Genomic DNA, 19,697 nt, shown 5'->3' with positions numbered 1-19,697 from the left:
GTCCTTTCGGGCACATCAGGCATGGGCGGTGACGTGTTTTGTCGGTGGCGAGTTGCATGATGAAGTCGTGACCGGATCCGCGCTCGACCATTTCACCTCGGTGACCAGGCAATGGTTCGCCGGTGCCTTCGCCGCGCCGACGTCCGCGCAGGAGGGGGCATGGCGGTCGATCGCGCGCGGTGACAACACCCTCGTGGTCGCGCCGACCGGGTCCGGCAAGACCCTCGCCGCCTTCCTGTGGTCCCTCGACCGCCTCGCCGCCGAGCGGATGACCGAGCGGGCGACCACCCCAGAGTCACCAGAGACCAGATCTACGCAGGCACAGCCAGGGCAGACAGAGCGGGCAGAGGCTGCGACGCCTCAAGGTGGGCCGGGAAAGGCGGAGCCGGGGCAGGCGGGGGCGCGGGGGCGGTCGTCCAAGGGCCGGTCGCGAGAGGAGCGTCCGGCGCGGCAGTGCCGTGTCGTCTATGTCTCGCCGCTGAAGGCGCTCGCGGTCGACATCGAGCGCAACCTGCGGGCCCCGCTGGCCGGCCTCAAGCAGACCGCCCGCCGCATGGGCCTGCCCGTCCCGGAGATCTCCGTGGCCATCCGGTCCGGCGACACCGCCGCTGAGGACCGCCGCCGCTTCGCCGCCAATCCGGCCGACATCCTGATCACCACCCCCGAGTCGCTCTATCTGCTGCTCACGAGCAGGGCGCGAGAGGCTCTGCGCGGGGTCGAGACGGTCATCGTCGACGAGGTGCACGCCGTCGCCGCCACCAAGCGAGGGGTCCACCTCGCGCTGACCCTTGAGCGGCTCGACGCCCTGCTGGCCCGGCCGGCGCAGCGCATCGGCCTTTCCGCCACGGTCCGCCCCGTGAGCGAGGTGGCGACGTTCCTGGGCGGCGCCCGTCCGACGACGGTCGTGCAGCCGCCCTCGGAGAAGGTCATCGAGGTACGGGTGATCGTCCCCGTCGAGGACATGACCGAGCTCGACGGTGCCCCCCGGCAGCCCACCCCGTCCAGCGGCGGTGACGGCGAGACCCCGTGGTCGATGGAGCCCCCGGCGCGGCGTTCCATCTGGCCGCACGTGGAGGAGCATCTCCTCGACCTGATCGAGTCCCACCGCTCCACGATCGTGTTCGCCAACTCGCGGCGCCTCGCCGAGCGCCTGTGCGCGCGGCTCAACGAGCTCGCCTTCGAGCGCATGGCCGCGGCGGCCGAGCGCACGGCCCTCCCGGCCGACGGCCCCGTCACCGGTGACGGGCTCTCGCCGGGCGAGTGCTCGCCGCCCGTGCTGCCTCCGCCCGCGATGGTCATGGCCCAGGCCGGTTCCACGAAGGGCGCGGTGCCCGAGATCGTGCGCGCCCACCACGGGTCGGTCTCCAAGGAGGAGCGGGCGCAGATCGAGGAGGCGCTGAAGTCCGGCCGCCTGCCCGCCGTGGTCGCCACCTCCAGCCTGGAGCTGGGCATCGACATGGGCTCGGTCGATCTGGTGGCCTGTGTGGAGGCGCCGCCCAGCGTCGCCAGCGGGTTGCAGCGCATCGGCCGGGCCGGTCACCAGGTCGGCGCGGTCTCCAAGGGCGTGATCTTCCCGAAGTACCGCGGAGACCTCGTCCAGACGGCCGTCGTGTCCGAGCGCATGAAGTCCGGCGAGATCGAGGAGATGCGCTATCCGCGCAACCCCCTCGACGTGCTGGCCCAGCAGATCGTGGCGATGTGCGCGCTCGACGAGTGGACCGTCGACGAGCTGGAGACGCTGGTCAGGCGGGCCGCCCCGTATGCCACGCTGCCCCGGAGCGCGCTTGAGGCCACGCTCGACATGCTCGCCGGGCGCTATCCCAGCGAGGAGTTCGCCGAGCTTCGGCCGCGCATCGTGTGGGACCGCGTGACCGGCCGCATCACGGGCCGTCCCGGAGCCCAGCGCCTCGCGGTCACCAACGCGGGCACCATTCCCGACCGCGGCATGTTCGGCGTCTTCCTGGTCGGAGGCGACACCGGGCGCGGTGGCAGGAGGGTCGGCGAGCTCGACGAGGAGATGGTCTACGAGTCCCGGGTGGGAGACGTCTTCGTGCTGGGCGCCACCTCCTGGCGCATCGAGGACATCACGGCCGACCGGGTGCTGGTCTCCCCCGCGCCCGGCCAGCCGGGCAAGCTGCCGTTCTGGCACGGCGACGCGCCGGGCCGTCCCGCCGAGCTGGGCCGGGCGCTCGGGGCGTTCCTGCGCGAGCTGTCCGGGGGGAAGACCGACCGCCTCGCCGAAGCGGGGCTCGACGCGTTCGCCACCGGCAACCTCCTCGCCTACCTCTCCGAGCAGCGTGCGGCCACCGGTTACGTCCCCGACGACCGCACCCTGCTCGTCGAGCGCTTCCACGACGAGCTCGGCGACTGGCGCGTCGTGATCCACACGCCGTACGGGGCCCGCGTCCACGCGCCGTGGGCGCTCGCCATCGGGCGGCGGCTGCGTGAGCGGTACGACGTCGACGTGCAGACCATGCACTCCGACGACGGCATCGTGCTGCGCATCCCCGACACGCTCGAAGGGGCGCCCACCGACGTGGCCGTCTTCGACGCCGACGAGATCGAGCAGATCGTCACCGAGGAGCTCGGCGGGTCGGCGCTGTTCGCGTCACGGTTCCGCGAGTGCGCGGGCCGCGCGCTCCTGCTGCCCCGGCGCAACCCTGGCAGGCGATCTCCCCTGTGGCAGCAGCGGCAGCGTGCGGCCAACCTGCTGAAGGTCGCGAGCAAGTACGGCTCGTTCCCCGTCGTGCTCGAGACCATGCGCGAGTGCCTCCAGGATGTGTTCGACGTTCCGGGGCTGGTCCGGCTCATGCGTGACATCGCCGCCCGGCGCGTGCGGGTGGTGGAGGTCGAGACCGATCAGGCCTCGCCCTTCGCGGCGTCCCTGCTCTTCGCCTACGTCGGCGCCTTCATGTACGAAGGGGACGCGCCGCTGGCGGAGCGGCGGGCCCAGGCGCTCGCCCTGGACACCCACCTGCTGGCCGAGCTGCTCGGCGAGGCCGACCTGCGCGAACTGCTCGACCCCGATGTGGTGGCCGACACCGAGCGCGAGCTGGCCAGGCTCGACCGCCCACTGCGCGACGCCGAGGACCTCGCCGACCTGCTGCGGACCCACGGCCCGTTGCAGGCGGAGGACGTCACCGTGCGCGACGGCGATCCGACGTGGCTGGCCGATCTCGAGTCCGCCCGGCGCGCCATCCGGATCCGGGTGGCCGGGGTCGAGCAGTGGGCGGCGATCGAGGACGCCGCCAGGCTGCGCGACGCCCTCGGGGTCCCTCTGCCGATGGGCCTGCCGCACGCCTTCCTGGAGCCGGTGGCCGATCCGCTCGGCGATCTCCTCGCCCGGCATGCCCGCACGCGCGGCCCGTTCCCCGCCACCACGGCCGCGGTCCGGTTCGGCCTCGGCGTCGCGGTCGTGGTCGACGCGCTACGACGGCTGGCCGCCTCGGGCAGGGTCGTGTCCGGCGAGTTCCGGCCCGGCGGCTGGGGTGAGGAGTGGTGCGACGCCGGCGTGCTCCGGCTGCTGCGGCGCAGATCGCTGGCCCGGCTCCGCAAGGAGGTCGAGCCGGTGCCGCCGGAGGCCCTGGGCGCGTTCTCCCCGGCGTGGCACGGCATCACCGAAGGCCGCTCGGCCAGGGGGATGGATGCCCTGGTGCACGCCATCGAGCAGTTGCAGGGCGCGGCCGTGCCGGCGTCCGCGCTGGAGACGCTGGTGCTGCCGAGCAGGGTTCCCGGGTACGAGCCCGCCCTGCTCGACGAGCTGACCGCCTCCGGCGAGGTCGTGTGGGCCGGTCAGGGTTCGCTGCCCGGCGGTGACGGCTGGGTGGCGCTGTTCTTCGCCGACACCGCTCCGTTGCTGCTGCCTCCACCGGCGGAGATCACGATGACCCCGCTGCACGAGAAGGTCCTCGCGGCGCTGAGCGGCGGCGGGGCGCTGTTCTTCCGCGACCTCGGCAGCCGGGTCGGCTCGCTGGACGACACCGCGCTCGCCGGCGCGCTCTGGGATCTCGTATGGGCGGGCAGGGTGTCCGGCGACACGCTCGCGCCCCTGCGGGCGGCGCTCGGCTCCGGGCGGCCCGCGCATCGCGCTACGACGGCCCGCAGGCGCAGGGCCGTGCTGCCGACCCGGTCAGGTCCCCCGACGGTCAGCGGCCGCTGGTGGCTGCTTCCCGAGCCCTCCACCGACGCCACCCAGCGCGCCCACGCCCAGGCGGAGGTGCTGCTCGAACGGCACGGCGTCGTGACCAAGGGCGCGGTGGCGGCGGAGCGTCTCACCGGCGGCTTCGCCACCGTCTACCCGGTGCTGCGGGCGTTCGAGGAGACCGGGCGGTGCCGTCGCGGCTACTTCGTCGAGGGCCTGGGAGGCGCCCAGTTCGCGCTCCCCGGCGCCGTCGACCGCATGCGTGCCATCGCGTCGGCCATGTTCTCCGAGGCCGGCGGTTCCCGCCCGCCGGGCGGCGCCGCGAGCGAGCGGCGCGCGGTGGTCCTCGCGGCGACCGACCCCGCGAACCCGTACGGCGCGGCCCTGCCGTGGCCGGCCCATCCGGGAGAGATCACGCACAAGCCCGGGCGCAAGGCGGGCGCGCTGGTGGTGCTGGTCGACGGCCGTCTGGTGGTCTATGTGGAGCGAGGTGGCAAGACGCTGCTGTCCTTCGCCGACGACGACCGGCTGCAGCCGGCGGTCGACGCGCTGGCCCTGGCCGTGCGCGACGGAGCCCTGGGCAAGCTGACCGTCGAGAAGGCCGACGGCACGGCGATCGTCAACTCTCCCCTCGCCGCCGCCCTGGAGGCCGCCGGCTTCCATCCCACCCCCCGCGGCCTGCGCCTGCGCGCCTGAGTCATCCGCCTCTCGGCCGCCGCGCAGACCGGACCACCTGCCCGGCTCCGGCCGCGCGCCCCACCTCCGGCCTCGGAACAGGCCCGGTTCGTGCCTGGCGAGGTGGGCGGGTCAGGGTAGGGGGCGGGGGCCGTAGATGGCGGTTCTGGCGCCGGTGGTCATGGCCCAGTAGCGGTCGCCGTAGGACCAGTGCCACCATTCGGTCGGGTAGTTGACCAGTCCCGCCGCCTCCAGGGCGCCGCCGAGGATCTTCCGGTGCTCGCGCGCTTCGGCGGTGATGTTGAGCGCGGCGGTGTAGCAGGCGCCGTCGCTCTCCTCCGGGTTGGCGTTGACCGGGGTCCCCATGTCGAGCTCGGCGCCGTCCTCGCCGGCCAGGGTCAGGTCGACCGCCGCGCCCGCCGTGTGCGGCGCGACCTCGATCGGGGAGACGTACCGGCTGGCCGCCGTATGCAACTCCTCGGGCGACATTTCCGGAAAAGTTATCTTCAGCTCGTCCTTGTACTCCTCGAAGTACTTCCGCTGAAGCGCCGGAGGCCGGTACCCCTCGACCACCAGAAGCCGGTAGCCGTATGGAAGCCGCCGCTGCGCGTCCTTCAGCCGGGCGAGCAGGCCGTCACGCAGGTGAGCGTAGGCGCCCTCGGGGTCCGCCAGCCTGCCGTCGACGGCCAGGACGCCGCGCACATCGGCCAGCGCCTCTCCGCTCTCCTCCACCGGGATCGAGGTCACCCGAGGGTCAGAAATCAGGACGATATTGTGCATGACCAGGAAGTCTTGCACAAAAGACACCCTCGAGAACCCCGGGAAAGATCTGCTCAGCCGTCCACCGTGCTCGCGAAGACCTCCTCACGCGCCGGGCCCAGAGCGGCCATCACGGCCCCCCGCAGCACCGGGTTTCCCTCGACCCCGGTCACGGTCACTCTGGGGCGGCTCGGGCAGATCTGGGCCACCGCCTCCTCGACCCGCCGCGCGAGCGCGAGGCCACCGGCCCGCCCCACGTCCCCGCTCAGGACGATCAGCCCCGGGTCCAGCACGACCGTCACCGCGGCGACCCCGATGGCCAGGCGCCGGGCCAGCTCGTCGAGGAACCCGTCCCGTCCGGTCTCGACGGCCGTACGGACGATCTCGGCCGCCGTGCCCGGGGGTCCCGCGGGGCCGGACGAGGAATACGGGGCATGCCCGTTCGAGGAGCCCTTCACCACGGACGCCACGGAGAGCAGCGCGTCCTGCGACGACACCGGGATGCCGTGCGCGGCGGCGAGGCCGGTAACGGCCGCGGTGCCGACCAGGCGCTGGAAGGACCCGGACTGCGGCTCGGTGACGTCGATGGGAAGCGGCTCACCGGGCACGGGAAGCCAGCCGATCTCCCCCGCTCCCCCGGTGAATCCCCGGTGCAGGCGGGAGCCGAGCATGACGCCGAGCCCTTGCCCGACCCCCGCCCACACCAGGACGAAGTCGTCGACCCCCCGCGCGGCCCCGTACGAGTGCTCGGCCAGCGCGGCCAGGTTCACGTCGTTCTCTATCATGACGGAGGAGCCGAGCGTGGCGCGGAGGTCGGCGAGCACCCCGGCGTGCCAGGACGGCAGGTCGAAGGAGAAGCGCACGTCGCCGGTCCGCGGATCGACCACGCCTCGGGTTCCGATGACCATCGCGCGCAGCCGCGACAGGCTCACGTTGGCCGAGTCGCAGGCCCGCCGTACCGCGCTGTGCACGGTCTTCACGGGTTCGCCGGTCTCGCAGGGGTCAACGGTCACCTCGGCGATCATCTCCCCGGTGATGTCCGCGACGCCGGCGGTGACGCTGTCGGGCAGCACCTCCAGGCCGGCGACGTAGGCGCTTCCGGGAACGACCGCGTAGAGCGCGGCGTTGGGGCCCCGGCCTCCCGGGCGCTCCCCGGAGACGGCCACGAGCCCGCGCTCCTCCAGGCGGGCCAGCAGCTGGCCGGAGGTCACCTTGGACAGTCCTGTGTGTTCTCCCAGCTCGGCCCGGGTCAACGGCCCTTCTGAGAGCAGGAGCTCCAGCGCCGCGCGGTCGTTGAGCTGACGCAGCAGCCGGGGTGTCCCGGGATGTCGTCTGGGCATTGGGGCGGGCCCCTCTCGTCACGATCCGCTAACGGGCGTTTCTTTTAAGAAAGTTTCTTGTTAGTTTAGCGGCAGTCAGCCCGCAGGCAAGCGATCAGGCCTCGGGATGTCGCAGCGCAGAGCACGAGGATGGCGCCTTCGCAGGTGCACGGCCCCTAAATGCACTCTTCGAAGGCGCGAGCCCGTCGCGAAGCCGGGAAGGGAGAACCCAAACGTGAAGTTCGGAAAGATCGCCGCCGCGACGGCCACGACCACCGCTCTTGCCATTGGTGTCGCCGCGTGCGGAAGTGGCGAGCCCGCCAAGACGGCGGACCCGCAGGCGTCAGCAGCCGCCTCGGGTCCCAAGTACGCTGGTCAGACGCTGAACGTGTGGCGGCTCGGTGCCCCCAACGACGTGCAGAACAAGTACATGGCCGACCTTGACGCCAAGTTCAAGGAGCAGACCGGCGCCGAGGTCAACGTCCAGTGGATCCCGTGGCCGGACGCCCAGAAGAAGTGGACCGCCGCGCTCGCGGGCGGCGAGGGCCCGGACGTCACCGAGTTCGGTAACGACCAGGTGGCCGCGTGGGTGTCCCAGGACGCCCTGACCGACATCAGCGATCTGGTCAAGTCCAGCCCCGACTTCCAGCAGATCCCGCAGAACCTGTGGGGCTACGAGACCATCGACAGCAAGGTCTACGCGGCGCCGTGGGGCGGCGGCACCCGCGCCGTCCTGTACCGCAAGGACTGGTTCAAGAGCCTCGGCATCGAGGTGCCCAAGACCTGGGAAGAGCTCGTCGCCGCGGGCAAGAAGATCGTCGAGAAGAAGGGCAAGGACGTCGACGGCTTCGCCTTCAACGGCGGCTCCGACGCCAACATGTCGCTCTCGCCGTTCGTCTGGTCGGCGGGTGGCGACTTCGCCGCCTTCGAAGGAGGCAAGTGGGTCGGCAAGCTGACCGACCCGGCCTTCAAGGAGGGCTTCCAGTTCTACACCGACCTGGTGGCCAAGAGCGGCGTCTCGGGCAAGTCCCGCCTCAGCCAGAACTCGGTGGACATCAGCCAGCGCTTCGCCGCCGGCAAGGTCGGCATGTACGTCACCGGCGGCTGGGACATCGCCACGATCAAGGAACAGAGCAAGGGCAAGGTCAGCGAGGACCAGATGGCCTTCTTCTCGCTCCCGAACAAGGAGGGCAGCGGCCCGGCCCCGGCCTTCCAGGGTGGCAACGACATCGCCATCTGGAAGGACGCCAAGAGCCCCGAGCTCGCCGCCGAGTACCTCAAGCTCGCCGCGGGTAAGGAGTACGGCACCCGGTACGCCAAGGAGGGCGGCCTGCTCCCGCTGTACCCGGACGCCCTGGCCGAGTTCGCCAGTGACCCGGTGCAGGCGCCGTTCGCCGAGACGTTCAAGGTCGCCAAGGGCTTCCCCGCCAGCCCGAACTGGGCCGAGGCGAATGACACCAAGGCCGTGCTGCAGAACGCGGCCCGTTCCGTCATCGAGGGCAAGAAGGACGCGGACACGGCCCTCGCGGACGCGAACAAGGAGCTCGAGACCATCCTGAACCAGCAGTAACGATGGCGCAGACGTCAACTGTCGCCCGGGGCGGAGGCGACTCCTCCGCTCCGGCGCGGCGCCGGTCCCACCGGCCTCCGCGCCGGTCCAGCGGACTTCCCGCCTGGGTCGTCCCCTACGCGCTGCTCCTGCCGGGCCTTCTGGTCATCGCGGTCCTGCTGCTCTACCCGCTGTACCAGATGGTCGACATGTCTTTCCACAAGGTGGGACTGCGCCAGATCAGGCCGAACCCGCAGCCCGCCGAGTTCCTCGGGCTGGACAACTACACACAGGTCTTCCAGTCGGACCTGTTCTGGACGTCGCTGCGCAACACCGTGACGTTCGCCGTGATCACCGTCGCCCTGACGCTCGTCGGAGGCACGCTGGTCGGGCTCCTGCTCCACAAGCTGGGCAAGAAGATGTCGACCTTCGTCATCGTCGGCATCATGGCCGCCTGGGCCACACCGCCCACCGCCACGGCGATCATCTGGAAGTGGCTGTTCGACGCCGACGCCGGCGTGGTCAACTGGGCGCTCAACCTGCTGCCCGACTGGCTCTCCAGCCTGGTCTTCGGACGGTCGGACTGGTCCGGCCAACCCTGGCTCAACGATCCCACCACCATCTACCTGGTGCTGATCGTCGCGGTGGTCTGGGCGTCGTTCCCGTTCATCGCGGTGTCGGTGCTGGCGGGTCTCAAGAGCATCCCGTCCGAGCTGTACGAGGCGGCCAGGGTCGACGGCTCGACGCCCACCAGAACCTTCAGGAAGATCACCTTCCCGCTACTGAAGCCGGTGTTCTCCGTCCTGCTGGTGCTCTCCGTCATCTGGGACTTCAAGGTCTTCACCCAGCTGTACGTGCTGGCCGGCGGAACCACCAACCGTGACTCGTTCAACCTGTCGCTCTGGGCGTACACCGAGGCGTTCAGCGCTCCGCCCAAGATGGGCTTCGGCGCCGCGATCGCCGTCATCCTCACGGTGATCATGCTCATCATCACCGCCGTATATGTCCGGCAAATCGTGAGAACGGAGGACGTGCGATGAATCCGCGATCCGTCAAGCAGCTCAAGCAGTACGGGCTGAACGCGGCCGGCGTCGTCGTGTTCCTGTTCGCCGTGTTCCCCGTCTACTGGATGGTCGCGACCGCGTTCAAGCCCAACGACGAGATCTTCACCACGCGGTTCATCCCGTTCCCGCTGTCGCCGACCTTCGACCACGTGTCGCGGGTCCTCACCAAGGGCGTCGCCGGGCACTCCATCTGGCAGTACCTGATGAACAGCGCGATCGTCGCCGTCGGCACCGTGCTCATCGGCTCGGTGTTCGCGCTGCTCGCCGCCACCGCGGTGGCACGGTTCAAGTTCCGGTTCCGTACGAGCTTCCTCATCCTGCTCCTCATCGTGCAGATGGTGCCCGCCGAGGCGCTGCTGATCCCGCTGTTCCTCATGGTGAAGCGGCTCGGCCTGTACGACCAGCTCCTCGGCCTGATCATCGTCAACGTGGGGTTCACGCTGCCCTTCGCGATCTGGATGCTTCGGACCTTCGTGGCCGCCGTGCCCAAGGAGCTGGAGGAGGCCGCCGCCATCGACGGCGCCAGCCGGTTCGTCACCTTCTGGAAGGTACTGTTTCCCCTGGTGGCACCGGGGCTGGTGGCGACGAGCATCTTCTCGTTCATCACCGCGTGGAACGAGTTCGTCTTCGCGCTGACGCTGATCAACGACCAGGGCTCCTACACGATGCCCGTGGCGTTGCAGTTCTTCACCGGACAGCGGTCGACGGACTGGGGCGGCATCATGGCCGCCTCGACGCTGATGACCATCCCGGTCATCGCGTTCTTCCTGCTGGTGCAGCGGCGCATGGTCTCGGGCCTGGTCGCCGGCGCCGTGAAAGGCTGAACACCCCAGCCTTCCCAACTCTGAGCTAAGGAGTCGAGTACAGCCATGTCTGAGTTCTCCGTGGGCGATGGCGATCGGGGGCTGCATCGTCTCGCGGCCGGCACGCTGCTCGTGGCATTCCCTGGCACCACCGCTCCCGACTGGATCCTCCACGACCTGGAGGACGGCCTGGGCGGGGTCACGCTCTTCGGCTTCAACGTCGCCGGGGCCGAGCAGCTGGCGGCTCTCACCGCGCGGCTGCGCGGCGCCGGTGACCCGGTCATCAGCCTTGACGAGGAGGGCGGGGACGTCACCCGGCTCGCCTATCACGTCGGCAGCCCGTACCCGGGCAACGCGGCCCTCGGGGCCGTGGACGACGTCGAGCTGACCCGCCGGGTCTACCGGTCGATCGGCGACGACCTGGCCCGCTGCGGCGTCAACCTCGACATGGCGCCCGACGCGGACGTCAACACCGCCGACGACAACCCCGTCATCGGCACCCGGTCGTTCGGCTCGGACACGGCCCTGGTGGCCCGGCACACCGTGGCGGCCGTCTCGGGGCTGCAGGCCGCCGGAGTGGCCGCCTGCGTCAAGCACTTCCCCGGGCACGGCGCCACCCGGCAGGACTCCCACCTGGAGATCCCCGTGGTCGACGTCACCCGCGAGGTGCTGAGGGACCGCGAGCTCGTCCCCTTCCGCGCCGCCATCGAGGCGGGCACCAAGTCGATCATGACGGCGCACGTCCGGGTCCCCTTCCTGACCGGTACGGCTCCCGCCACCCTGTCGGCCGCGGCGCTGACCGAGCTGCTCAGGGGTGAGCTCGGTTACGACGGCGTGGTGATCTCCGACGCCCTCGACATGCACGCGATCACCGAGAGCGTGGGGCTCGGCGGGGGCGCGGTGCTCTCGCTGGCCGCCGGGTCCGACCTGCTCTGCCTCGGGCCGCTGCCCACGCGGGAGCAGATCCAGAAGATCAAGACCGAGATCGTGGCGGCGGTGCGCGAGGGGCGGCTGCCGCTCGCCCGCCTGGAGGAGGCCGCCGAGCGCGTGGCACGGCTGCGCGGATGGTTCGGCTCGCCCCGCGAAGAGGCCAGGGACGGCAACGTGATCGGCCTCACCGCCGCGCGCCGCGCCGTCAGCCTGTCCGGCACGGCGGCCCCGCTGGTCAACCCGTTCGTCGTCGAGGTGGACACCCCGCCAACGATCGCGGTCGGGGACGTGCCGTGGGGGTTCGCCCCCTGGCTGCCCGACGCGGAGATCGCCCGGGTCAAGCCCGACACCGCCGACGCGGCCGGGCTGCTGGAGCGTGCCCTCGGCCGCTCGCTGGTGATCGTCGTGAAGGACGCCCACCGCCACCGCGCGAGCCAGGACATCGTGTCGGCGCTGCTGGCCGGGCGTCCGGACGCGACGGTGGTCGAGATGGGCCTGCCCATCTGGCGCCCCTCAGCGGGCGCCTACATCGCCACCTACGGCGCCGCCCGCGCCAACGCCCAGGCGGCGGCGGAGCTCCTCACCGCCTGAATACCGGCCAAGGCCGGGCCCGTCAGGAGGCGAAGATCTCCTCGCGGGCCTGGTCGAGGGCCGCCAGGATGGCGCCGCGCAGGACCGGGCGGCCCTTGACGTCGCTGACGACGACCTCCGGCCTGATCGGGCAGATGGCGGCCACGGCCTCCTCCACCCGGTGGGTCAGCGCGCCGCCGCCCGCCCTGCCGACCTCGCCGTTGAGCACGACCAGCGTCGGGTCGAGGACGACGCACACCGACGCGACGCCCAGGGCGAGCCGGTGGGCCAGCTCGTCGAGGAACGCCGACCCTCCGTCGCCGCTCTCGACGGCCGCGCGCACGGCGTCGGCGGCGGACCCGCCCGCGAAGCCGTACGGCTCGGCCAGCTCGGCCACCGCCTCAGCGCTGATCAAGGACTGCAGGCCGCCTGCCAGCGCCGGCAGCCGCCCCGGCACGGCCTTGACGTCCGCCGCCAGGGGCACCCCGGGCACCGGCAGGTAGCCGATCTCACCCGCGCTGCCCGAGCGCCCGCGGTGCAGCCTGCCGCCGAGGACGACGGCGAGGCCGACGCCGCGCTCGACCCAGAGCAGGACGAAGTCGTCGACGCCCCTGGCCGCGCCCTCGGAGTGCTCGGCGATGGCCGCGAGGTTCACGTCGTTCTCTATGGTGACGGGTCGTCGCAGGTCATGGGCCAGAGCCTGGTGGCTGCCCTCGTGCCAGCCCGGCAGGTCGAAGGAGAACTTCACGTCGCCGCTGCGGGGGTCGACCACGCCGGGGGTGCCGATCACGATGCCTTTGAGACGCGACAGGGCGACCTTGCCCGAGCGGCACGCCTTCACCACCGCGTTGTGCACCAGCGTGACCGGGTCGCCGTGCCCATTGGTGGAAACCGTCACCTCTGCCACGATTTCACCGTTGATATCTGCGATGGCGGTGGTCACCGATTCCGGACCGACATCGAGCCCCGCCACATAGGCGGACGATGGAATCACCCCGTAAAGGGCCGCATTGGGCCCCCGGTTCCCCGCCTGTTCTCCGACCACCTCGACCAGGCCTCGCTCCTCGAGTCTGGACAGCGTCTGGGACGCGGTGACCTTGGAAAGACCGGTCATCTCACCGATCTGTCCCCTGGTCAGCGGGCCCGAGGCCAGCAGCAGCTCCAGCGCGGCCCGGTCGTTGATCTCCCGTAGCAACCTGGGCACGCCAGGACGTCGCTCCATTGCATGCTTTCTTGTCGTCGGTCCCCGTTGGGTTCATCACAAAGCGCGGCGCGGTGTGACACAACCATTCATCAGTAAAGCTTCCTGCTAGTTTACCGGCATCGCCTCCCGGGTATCGTCGCGCGCCCGGCCGCCTTCTTCATTCCGGGGTCTTGCCTTCGCCCGGCGATGACACGAGGATCACTCATGTCTTTGTCGAGGAGAGGCCCTCATGGGTGAGCCCACCGTCGAGTCCACCGCCCGCGCCGAGCGCGCCGCCGCCCTGTCACGGCTGAGCCGTGGCACGTTCACCGGCCACCAGGCCGCGGTGATCGCCCTGGCCCTGGGCGTCGTGCTGTTCACCGACGTGCTGAAGGTGTTCCTGCCGTCGCTCATCACGCTCTTCGGCCGCGCCGGGGACACCCCGCCCGAGCAGATGGGGCTGTACGCGGCCCTGTGGTTCGTGCTGCCGTTCGCCGCCGCTCCCCTCTCCCGCGCGGCCGGCCCGAGGCGCATCATGCTCGGCGGCGCGATCCTGCTGGTCGCCGGCCGCTTGGTGCTCCAGGCCACCGACGGCGGCTCGGCCCAGCTCTACGTCGCGAGCGCGGGCGTCTCGTTCGGCCTGGTCTTCCTGTACGGCTGCGCGCTCACGGCGTCCCGGAGGGCCGTTCCCGCAGGACTGGCCGCCGGTCTGGCGGCCTCGGCGGTCGGCCACCTCGCGCTCGGCCAGATGGACCTGGTGTGGCGCGACGGCCCGCTCCCCTGGCTCGCCGTCGCGGCCGTATGCGCCGCCTTCGCCTGGTCCATACGGCTCGCGCCCGCCGCCGAGGACATGGCGCCCGCGGGGGTGTGGTTCGCCTTCGGCCCATTCATCGCGTTGCACGGGATGTTCCTCACGACGATCGGGCTGGCGGACTATCCCGGAGGAAACGGGCGGAACCCGTGGGAGATGGCCTGCATCGTCGCCGCGCTGGTGTGCGCCCAGTTCCTGATGGCCTGGTTCGCCGCGCGACCCCCACAGCAGCGCTGGACCATGATCGCCATGCTGCCGGTGACCTCGGTCGTTCTCGTCCTGTCGTCCGCGCTGCCCCTGGCCGTTCTCATGGCGCCCGCCCTCGGCGCCTGCGTGGGGATGGCCGGGCTGCCTTCGGCCCGGTCGCCCCGGCGGGGTGGGCTGGCCCTGCTGGGCGGAATGCTGGTGTTCCTGGTCTCGGTCTTCCTCTACTACGCCGCCTACGACACCGACCTGGGCTTCCCCAACAGCGCGGTGCCCGTGCTGCTGTCGGGTCTGCTCACCGTGGTGGCGATCCTGGCGGTGAGGGGAGGGAAGATCGACCTCGCCGGGCGGCCCCGCGCGGCCCGGTTCGCGGTCACGGCACTGTCCACGGCCGTCGTCGCCGCCGCCCTCGCCTGGCAGCCGCTGCCGGACGTGCGGGCCAGAGCGGGGAACGAGTTCACGCTCGTCGCCTACAACATCCGGATGGGGTTCGGCCTGAAGGGCACCCTCGACCTCGACCGGATCGCCGCCTGGGCGAAGAGCGAACGTCCCGACGTGGTGCTGCTGAGCGAGGTCGACCGGGGCTGGCTCCTCAACGGCGGCCACGACGACCTGGCGCGCATCGCGAGAGGACTCGGCATGCGGTACCACTTCGCCCCCGCCGCCGACAGCCTGTGGGGTGACGCGATCATCACCAACCTGCCGGTCAGGCAGATCGCCTCACACCCGCTGGGCAGGCATGACTACCCCACCGGGGCGCAGGCCCAGGCGGCCGTCGTCGAGGTCGGCGGGCAGGAGGTCGGTATCGTCAACACCCACCTGCAGGCGCCGCCCGGCCAGGCACCCGAGGTCGCGGCCATCGCGAAGAGTCTCGCGCCCCGGCCGGTGCTGCTGGCGGGTGACCTGAACACCACGCCCGCCGACCCCGAGATGCGCGTGCTGGAAGCCGCGGGGCTCTCGGATCCCCTGACGGCATTGGGAAATCCTTCTACGTCCCCCGCCGACGCCCCCGTCAAACGCATAGATCACGTCCTGGTGAGCCGGGGTCTGACGGCGGTCGAGGCCCGGGTGCCGCGCGTGGGTTTCTCAGATCACCTGCCTGTTGTGGTCCGGTTGCGCGTAACCAGGGTTTAACAGGCGGGATAATCGACAACATGCGTCTTTCCGCCCGTGTCGACTACGCCCTTCGAGCCGCCGCTGAGCTGGCCGCCTCCGGCAGCGGCCCCACCACCGTGGGCGAGCTGGCCAAGGAGCAGGGAATGCCCCCCAAATACCTGGAGAACATCTTGCTCCAGATGCGCCGGGCAGGTCTGGTCCGCGGCCAGCGCGGCCCCGAGGGTGGTTACGTCCTCGCCAGGCCGGCGGCGGAGATCTCTCTCGCCGATGTGATCCGAGCCGTGGACGGGCCGCTGGCCAACGTCCGCGGCGAGCGACCCGAGCACGTCGGCTACCGGGGAGCGGCCCGTTCCCTGCAGCAGGTGTGGATCGCCCTGCGCGCCAGCGAGCGCGCGATCCTGGAGGAGGTCACCCTGGACCAGATCGCCGCCGACACTCTGCCCGACCGCGTGATGGAACTCGCGGCCGATCCGGCCGCCTGGGACTGACCGCGTCATGCCCGAGGGCGATGCCGTCTACCGCGCGGCCGCCGGCCTGCGGGCCGCCCTCGACGGACGGGTGCTCACCCGGTCCGACTTCAGGGTGCCCCGGTACGCCACGGCCGACCTCACGGGCCGCGCGGTGCTCACGACCGTGTCACGGGGAAAACACCTGCTCACCAGGGTCGACGGCGGGCTGACCCTCCACACGCACCTTCGCATGGACGGAAGCTGGCGAATCCGCCCCGTGGGCGCGCACGTCCGCGGGGGCGACGTCGTGCGGGTGATCCTCGCCAACGAGCAGTGGCAGGCCGTCGGCATCAAGCTCGGCATGGTCGACCTGTTGCGCACCGACCAGGAGAACCAGGTCGTCGGCCATCTCGGGCCCGATCTGCTGGACCCCGCCTGGGACGCCGGGCACGCGGAGCTGGCCGCGCGCAACCTCGCGCGCCATCCGGACGAGACGATCGGGGAGGCCCTGCTCGACCAGCGCAACGTGGCGGGGATAGGCACGATCTGGCGGGCCGAGACGCTGTTCCTGTCGGGGGTGTCGCCGTTCAGGCGCGTCGAAGAGGTCGGGAACCTCGAGAAGATGATGTCGCTCGCCCACAGGCTGCTGGACGCGAGCAAGAGCAACGCGGGTGGTCCGCTGACCACGGGCGACCAGCGCCCCGGAAGGCGCCTCTGGGCGTACGGCCGGGCCGGGCGGCCCTGTCTTCGCTGCGGGAACAAGATGGTCGGCGGTGAGCTCGGGGCGCAGCCATACGAAAGAGTGGTCTTCTACTGCCCCGCCTGCCAGCCCCGTTGACGGGCCCGGTCACCGGACAGCGTGCGAAACACAGACCATCACGAGCCGAACACCCGTGACAGTCCGACTCATCAGGACGGAAAGCCGGTGACCGCGAACTATGCGGCGACCATGTCCTTGACTTCGGGGAAACCGTCGAACTCGGGGCCCGAGATCGTGCTGGACACGGTCTCGGAAACAGGCAGGCGCTCGTGCTCGGGCGCATCGGCCAGAACGGGTGCGTGTTGAAGCTCGGCCAGCGCGAACTGGTCGGAAACCTCGCGGAGCACCTGTGACAGCGGCACGCCGAGGGCACCGCAAATCGAGGCGAGCAGCTCCGAGGACGCCTCCTTCTGGCCACGCTCCACCTCGGACAGGTAGCCAAGGGAGACACGTGCCAGGGTGGAAACCTCACGCAGGGTGCGTGCCTGCCGCACCCGCAGCCGCCGCAGCACGTCACCGAGCAGCTGACGCAGCAGGACCATCTGTCGCTCCCTCCCGGGCGCAGGCGTCTTCACGACGCTCCGCGCGGTCGGTTCGTATCGCCCGTTTTTCGAATGCCCTTCGTACATGCTCCTCGCCGTCATCATTGGTTCGCTCGGCCCCTTTGCCGGGCGTACGCCGGACCTGCTCCTCACCGATGGGTCACGAACCTCACTCACAGCTCCACCGTACCCGCATCGACCAACAGGGCGGCAGACCGTGGGGAGCATGTTCGCTGGTGACGTAACGCGGTAATCATCCGGAATGTTCCCCCATTTGCGCCTCCAGCACACCTCTCAGGAGATCCAAACCCTCCCGCACCGTACTTTCACGGATGTTTTCGCGAGATCCCGGGAAAACCCCGTCTCGCCGCCAGATGGCGCCCTCAGGGCCGCTCACGGCGATGTGGACCGTGCCGACCGCCTTGCCGTCCTGCTCGTCGGGCCCGGCCACGCCGGTCACCGCCAGCCCGTACGTGGAGCCGGTGAGCGCCCGCACGCCGGCCGCCATCGCCGCCGCGACGTCCGGATGGACCGCGCCCTCCCGATCTAGTAGATCTTTTGGGACGCCGAGGATCGCGGCCTTCAGATCGGTGGCGTAGGCGATCACCCCGCCCCGGAAGGCGGCGGAGGCCCCGCTCGGCATGGTCAGCATGGCGCCGATCAGGCCGCCCGTGAGCGACTCGGCCACCGCGACCGTGGCCTTCCGGCGCACCAGGAGGGACAGCACGTCGGCGGCGGCGGCCGAGGTCATCCGCCGCGTGCCTTCTGGGCCACCTTGCGCAGCCGCAGGGCGCGGACGACGTAGTCGACCCCGGTGACCACGGTGACGGCCAGGGCGAGCCCCATGGCCACCCACCTGAGCGGCCCGGGGACGCCGGGGAAGATGTAGAGCGCGATCGCCACGATCTGCAGCACGGTCTTGACCTTGCCGCCGTAGCTGGCGGGGATGATGCCGTGGCGGATCACCGCGAAGCGCAGGGCGGTGACGCCGATCTCCCTGGCGATGATCACGACGGTGATCCACCAGGGGAGCTCGCCGAGCACCGAGAGCGTGACGAGTGCCGCGCCGATCAGCGCCTTGTCGGCGATGGGATCGGCGATCTTGCCGAAATCGGTGATCAGCCCGTACCGCCGGGCCAGCCAGCCGTCGAGCTGGTCGGTCAGGGAGGCGAGCAGGAAGACGACGAGAGCCGCGGTGCGCCAGCCGGAGCCCTCGACGAACAAACAGGCGACGAAGAACGGGACGACCACCAGCCGGAGGACGGTCAGCACGTTGGCGATGTTCCACGGGCTGACCTGCCGAGCCACGGACTCCACTACGGGCTCGGTGCCGATCTCCGGCGGGTTGGTCATGGCCCGGCCTTGATTCGGGCGATCAGGTCGACCCCCTCGGCGTCGACGACCGTGGCCCGCACGATCTGGCCGGGCACGAGGCCGATGCCCTGGACGGTCACCGAGCCGTCGACCTCGGGGCCCTGGTGTGCGGCACGGCCTTCGTAGCCGCCGTCACCCAGGTCTTCCTCGACGAGCACCTCGATCTCGGTGCCGATGCGCTCCTCGGCGCGCTGGGCCGTCAGCTCCTCGGCGAGCTCGGTCAGCGCCGCCACCCGCTCGTCGATCGTGTCCTGGTCGAGCTTGGCGCCGAAGCCCGCGGCCTCGGTGCCGTCCTCGTCGGAGTAGCCGAAGACGCCGATGACGTCGAGGCGGGCCTCTTCGAGGAACCCGACCAGCTCGGCGAACTCGGCCTCGGTCTCCCCCGGGAAGCCGACGATGAAGTTGGAGCGCACGCCGACCTCGGGAGCGCGGTCGCGGACCGTCTCCAGCAGGTCGAGGAACCGGCGCGGGTCGCCGAAGCGGCGCATGCGGCGCAGCACCGGCCCGCTGGCGTGCTGGAAGGACAGGTCGAAGTAGGGCGCGACGCCCTCGGTGCCGGCGATCACGTCGATGAGGCCGGGGCGCAGCTCGGCCGGCTGAAGATAGCTGACGCGGACCCGCTCGATGCCCTCGGTGGCCGCGAGCTCGGGCAGCAGCTTCTCCAGGGCGCGAAGGTCGCCGAGGTCCTTGCCGTAGGAGGTGGAGTTCTCGCTGACGAGCACCAGCTCCTTGACGCCCTGCCCGGCGAGCCACGCGGCCTCGGCCAGCAGCTCGTCGGGACGGCGCGAGACGTACGCGCCGCGGAACGCGGGGATGGCGCAGAAGGTGCAGCGGCGGTCGCACCCGGAGGCGAGCTTCAGCGAGGCCACGGGGCCCCCGGACAGCCGCTTGCGCAGGGTGCGCGGGCCGCTGGCGGGCGCGATGCCCTCGGGCAGCTCGCCGTGGCCGGGGATGTGGGCGTGGGCCCCGCCGGTAGAGCGCTCGACGGGGCTGATGGGCAGCAGCGTGCGGCGGTCACGCGGGCTGTGGGGCTTGAGCGGACGGCCGTCGAGGACGTCATCGAGACGCGCGCCGATGTCGGTGTAGTCGTCGAAGGAGATGACGGCGGAGGCCTCGGGAAGCGCCTCCGCCAGCTCCTTGCCGTAGCGCTCGGCCATGCAGCCGGCGGCGACCACCTTGGCGCCGGAATCCGACGCGGCGAGCAGCGTGTCGATGGAGTCCTTCTTCGCCGAGTCGATGAAGCCACAGGTGTTGACGACGACGACATCGGGGTTGTCGTCGTCGAGCTGCCACCCGGCGGCCTCCATGCGCGCGGCGAGCTCCTCGGAGTCGACTTCGTTGCGCGCGCAGCCCAGTGTGATCAGCGATGCGGTTCGGCGGGAAGACATGATGGCTCTACGGTATCGGGAGTTGGCCACCGCCTGACGCACTCCCCCCGTTCTTCCGCC

15 protein-coding genes are annotated in these 19,697 nt (G+C 71.0%); 8 read left to right on the top strand and 7 right to left on the bottom strand.

Going from position 1 to position 19,697, the window contains the following annotated elements; genetic code table 11:
• Nucleotides 1–67 precede the first annotated feature (67 nt).
• Nucleotides 68–4,837, top strand: a complete 4,770-nt coding sequence (locus AB0O34_RS03880) for an ATP-dependent helicase (protein ID WP_363912286.1) — start codon at nucleotides 68–70, stop codon at nucleotides 4,835–4,837.
• A gap of 111 nt (nucleotides 4,838–4,948) precedes the next feature.
• Here the strand turns inward: AB0O34_RS03880 and AB0O34_RS03875 are convergent, their stop codons facing one another.
• Nucleotides 4,949–5,623 carry a M15 family metallopeptidase gene (locus tag AB0O34_RS03875; protein ID WP_363912284.1) on the bottom strand — a complete coding sequence of 225 codons (675 nt, stop codon included), beginning with the start codon at nucleotides 5,621–5,623 and terminating at the stop codon, nucleotides 4,949–4,951.
• A 26-nt stretch (nucleotides 5,624–5,649) separates the two neighbouring features.
• Nucleotides 5,650–6,915 carry an ROK family transcriptional regulator gene (locus AB0O34_RS03870; protein ID WP_363912282.1) on the bottom strand — a complete coding sequence of 422 codons (1,266 nt, stop codon included), beginning with the start codon at nucleotides 6,913–6,915 and terminating at the stop codon, nucleotides 5,650–5,652.
• Between the two features lie 214 nt (nucleotides 6,916–7,129).
• On the opposite strand from AB0O34_RS03870, the gene AB0O34_RS03865 reads away from it, so the two are divergent.
• Genes AB0O34_RS03865 through AB0O34_RS03850 form a run of 4 tightly spaced genes read left to right on the top strand, consistent with a single transcriptional unit; the run spans nucleotide 7,130 to nucleotide 11,831 of the window.
• On the top strand, nucleotides 7,130–8,464 hold the full coding sequence (locus AB0O34_RS03865; RefSeq protein WP_363912280.1) for a sugar ABC transporter substrate-binding protein: 1,335 nt from the start codon (nucleotides 7,130–7,132) through the stop codon (nucleotides 8,462–8,464).
• A 2-nt stretch (nucleotides 8,465–8,466) separates the two neighbouring features.
• On the top strand, nucleotides 8,467–9,483 hold the full coding sequence (locus AB0O34_RS03860) for a sugar ABC transporter permease (RefSeq protein ID WP_363912278.1): 1,017 nt from the start codon (nucleotides 8,467–8,469) through the stop codon (nucleotides 9,481–9,483).
• A complete protein-coding gene (locus AB0O34_RS03855; protein ID WP_363912276.1) occupies nucleotides 9,480–10,331 on the top strand; it encodes a carbohydrate ABC transporter permease in 852 nt (283 codons plus the stop codon). Before AB0O34_RS03860 ends, AB0O34_RS03855 begins: the two co-directional genes overlap by 4 nt.
• 45 nt (nucleotides 10,332–10,376) lie before the next feature.
• Entirely contained in the window at nucleotides 10,377–11,831 is a 1,455-nt protein-coding gene (locus tag AB0O34_RS03850) for a glycoside hydrolase family 3 protein (protein WP_363912274.1), read from the top strand.
• A 22-nt stretch (nucleotides 11,832–11,853) separates the two neighbouring features.
• Here the strand turns inward: AB0O34_RS03850 and AB0O34_RS03845 are convergent, their stop codons facing one another.
• Nucleotides 11,854–13,032: an ROK family transcriptional regulator gene (locus tag AB0O34_RS03845; RefSeq protein ID WP_363912272.1), complete on the bottom strand. Its 1,179-nt coding sequence runs from the start codon at nucleotides 13,030–13,032 to the stop codon at nucleotides 11,854–11,856.
• Nucleotides 13,033–13,243: 211 nt separating this feature from the next.
• On the opposite strand from AB0O34_RS03845, the gene AB0O34_RS03840 reads away from it, so the two are divergent.
• From AB0O34_RS03840 to AB0O34_RS03830, 3 genes are read left to right on the top strand one after another with little or no spacing between them, the layout of a single operon-like run.
• Nucleotides 13,244–15,142, top strand: a complete 1,899-nt coding sequence (locus AB0O34_RS03840; RefSeq protein WP_363912270.1) for an endonuclease/exonuclease/phosphatase family protein — start codon at nucleotides 13,244–13,246, stop codon at nucleotides 15,140–15,142.
• A gap of 20 nt (nucleotides 15,143–15,162) precedes the next feature.
• On the top strand, nucleotides 15,163–15,612 hold the full coding sequence (locus tag AB0O34_RS03835; protein WP_363912268.1) for an Rrf2 family transcriptional regulator: 450 nt from the start codon (nucleotides 15,163–15,165) through the stop codon (nucleotides 15,610–15,612).
• Between the two features lie 7 nt (nucleotides 15,613–15,619).
• Nucleotides 15,620–16,411 carry a DNA-formamidopyrimidine glycosylase family protein gene (locus tag AB0O34_RS03830; protein WP_363912266.1) on the top strand — a complete coding sequence of 264 codons (792 nt, stop codon included), beginning with the start codon at nucleotides 15,620–15,622 and terminating at the stop codon, nucleotides 16,409–16,411.
• A 98-nt stretch (nucleotides 16,412–16,509) separates the two neighbouring features.
• On the opposite strand, the gene AB0O34_RS03825 is transcribed toward AB0O34_RS03830, so the two are convergent.
• From AB0O34_RS03825 to rimO, 4 genes are all read right to left on the bottom strand, one after another.
• Nucleotides 16,510–16,875, bottom strand: a complete 366-nt coding sequence (locus tag AB0O34_RS03825) for a helix-turn-helix transcriptional regulator (RefSeq protein ID WP_363912264.1) — start codon at nucleotides 16,873–16,875, stop codon at nucleotides 16,510–16,512.
• Nucleotides 16,876–17,128: 253 nt separating this feature from the next.
• Nucleotides 17,129–17,626 carry a nicotinamide-nucleotide amidohydrolase family protein gene (locus AB0O34_RS03820; RefSeq protein ID WP_363912262.1) on the bottom strand — a complete coding sequence of 166 codons (498 nt, stop codon included), beginning with the start codon at nucleotides 17,624–17,626 and terminating at the stop codon, nucleotides 17,129–17,131.
• Entirely contained in the window at nucleotides 17,623–18,228 is a 606-nt protein-coding gene (gene pgsA / locus AB0O34_RS03815) for a CDP-diacylglycerol--glycerol-3-phosphate 3-phosphatidyltransferase (RefSeq protein WP_363912260.1), read from the bottom strand. The genes AB0O34_RS03820 and pgsA overlap by 4 nt, the downstream gene beginning before the upstream one ends.
• Nucleotides 18,225–19,637, bottom strand: a complete 1,413-nt coding sequence (gene rimO, locus AB0O34_RS03810) for a 30S ribosomal protein S12 methylthiotransferase RimO (RefSeq protein ID WP_363912258.1) — start codon at nucleotides 19,635–19,637, stop codon at nucleotides 18,225–18,227. The genes pgsA and rimO overlap by 4 nt, the downstream gene beginning before the upstream one ends.
• Nucleotides 19,638–19,697: the final 60 nt, after the last annotated feature.

The organism is Sphaerisporangium sp. NPDC088356 (assembly GCF_040685555.1).
Classification (GTDB): Bacteria; Actinomycetota; Actinomycetes; order Streptosporangiales; family Streptosporangiaceae; genus Sphaerisporangium.
Note: the sequence above shows the minus strand (reverse complement) of the source record. Positions and strands in the feature narration are given on the sequence as shown.

Excerpts from the sequence above, each read along its gene's own strand:
- AB0O34_RS03855 (WP_363912276.1), top strand. The coding sequence starts at position 9,480 with ATGAATCCGCGATCCGTCAAGCAGCTCAAGCAGTACGGGCTGAACGCG.
- AB0O34_RS03830 (WP_363912266.1), top strand. The coding sequence starts at position 15,620 with ATGCCCGAGGGCGATGCCGTCTACCGCGCGGCCGCCGGCCTGCGGGCC.
- AB0O34_RS03820 (WP_363912262.1), bottom strand. The coding sequence starts at position 17,626 with ATGACCTCGGCCGCCGCCGCCGACGTGCTGTCCCTCCTGGTGCGCCGG.
- AB0O34_RS03850 (WP_363912274.1), top strand. The coding sequence starts at position 10,377 with ATGTCTGAGTTCTCCGTGGGCGATGGCGATCGGGGGCTGCATCGTCTC.
- AB0O34_RS03870 (WP_363912282.1), bottom strand. The coding sequence starts at position 6,915 with ATGCCCAGACGACATCCCGGGACACCCCGGCTGCTGCGTCAGCTCAAC.
- AB0O34_RS03860 (WP_363912278.1), top strand. The coding sequence starts at position 8,467 with ATGGCGCAGACGTCAACTGTCGCCCGGGGCGGAGGCGACTCCTCCGCT.
- pgsA (WP_363912260.1), bottom strand. The coding sequence starts at position 18,228 with ATGACCAACCCGCCGGAGATCGGCACCGAGCCCGTAGTGGAGTCCGTG.
- rimO (WP_363912258.1), bottom strand. The coding sequence starts at position 19,637 with ATGTCTTCCCGCCGAACCGCATCGCTGATCACACTGGGCTGCGCGCGC.
- AB0O34_RS03825 (WP_363912264.1), bottom strand. The coding sequence starts at position 16,875 with ATGGTCCTGCTGCGTCAGCTGCTCGGTGACGTGCTGCGGCGGCTGCGG.
- AB0O34_RS03835 (WP_363912268.1), top strand. The coding sequence starts at position 15,163 with ATGCGTCTTTCCGCCCGTGTCGACTACGCCCTTCGAGCCGCCGCTGAG.
- AB0O34_RS03840 (WP_363912270.1), top strand. The coding sequence starts at position 13,244 with ATGGGTGAGCCCACCGTCGAGTCCACCGCCCGCGCCGAGCGCGCCGCC.
- AB0O34_RS03845 (WP_363912272.1), bottom strand. The coding sequence starts at position 13,032 with ATGGAGCGACGTCCTGGCGTGCCCAGGTTGCTACGGGAGATCAACGAC.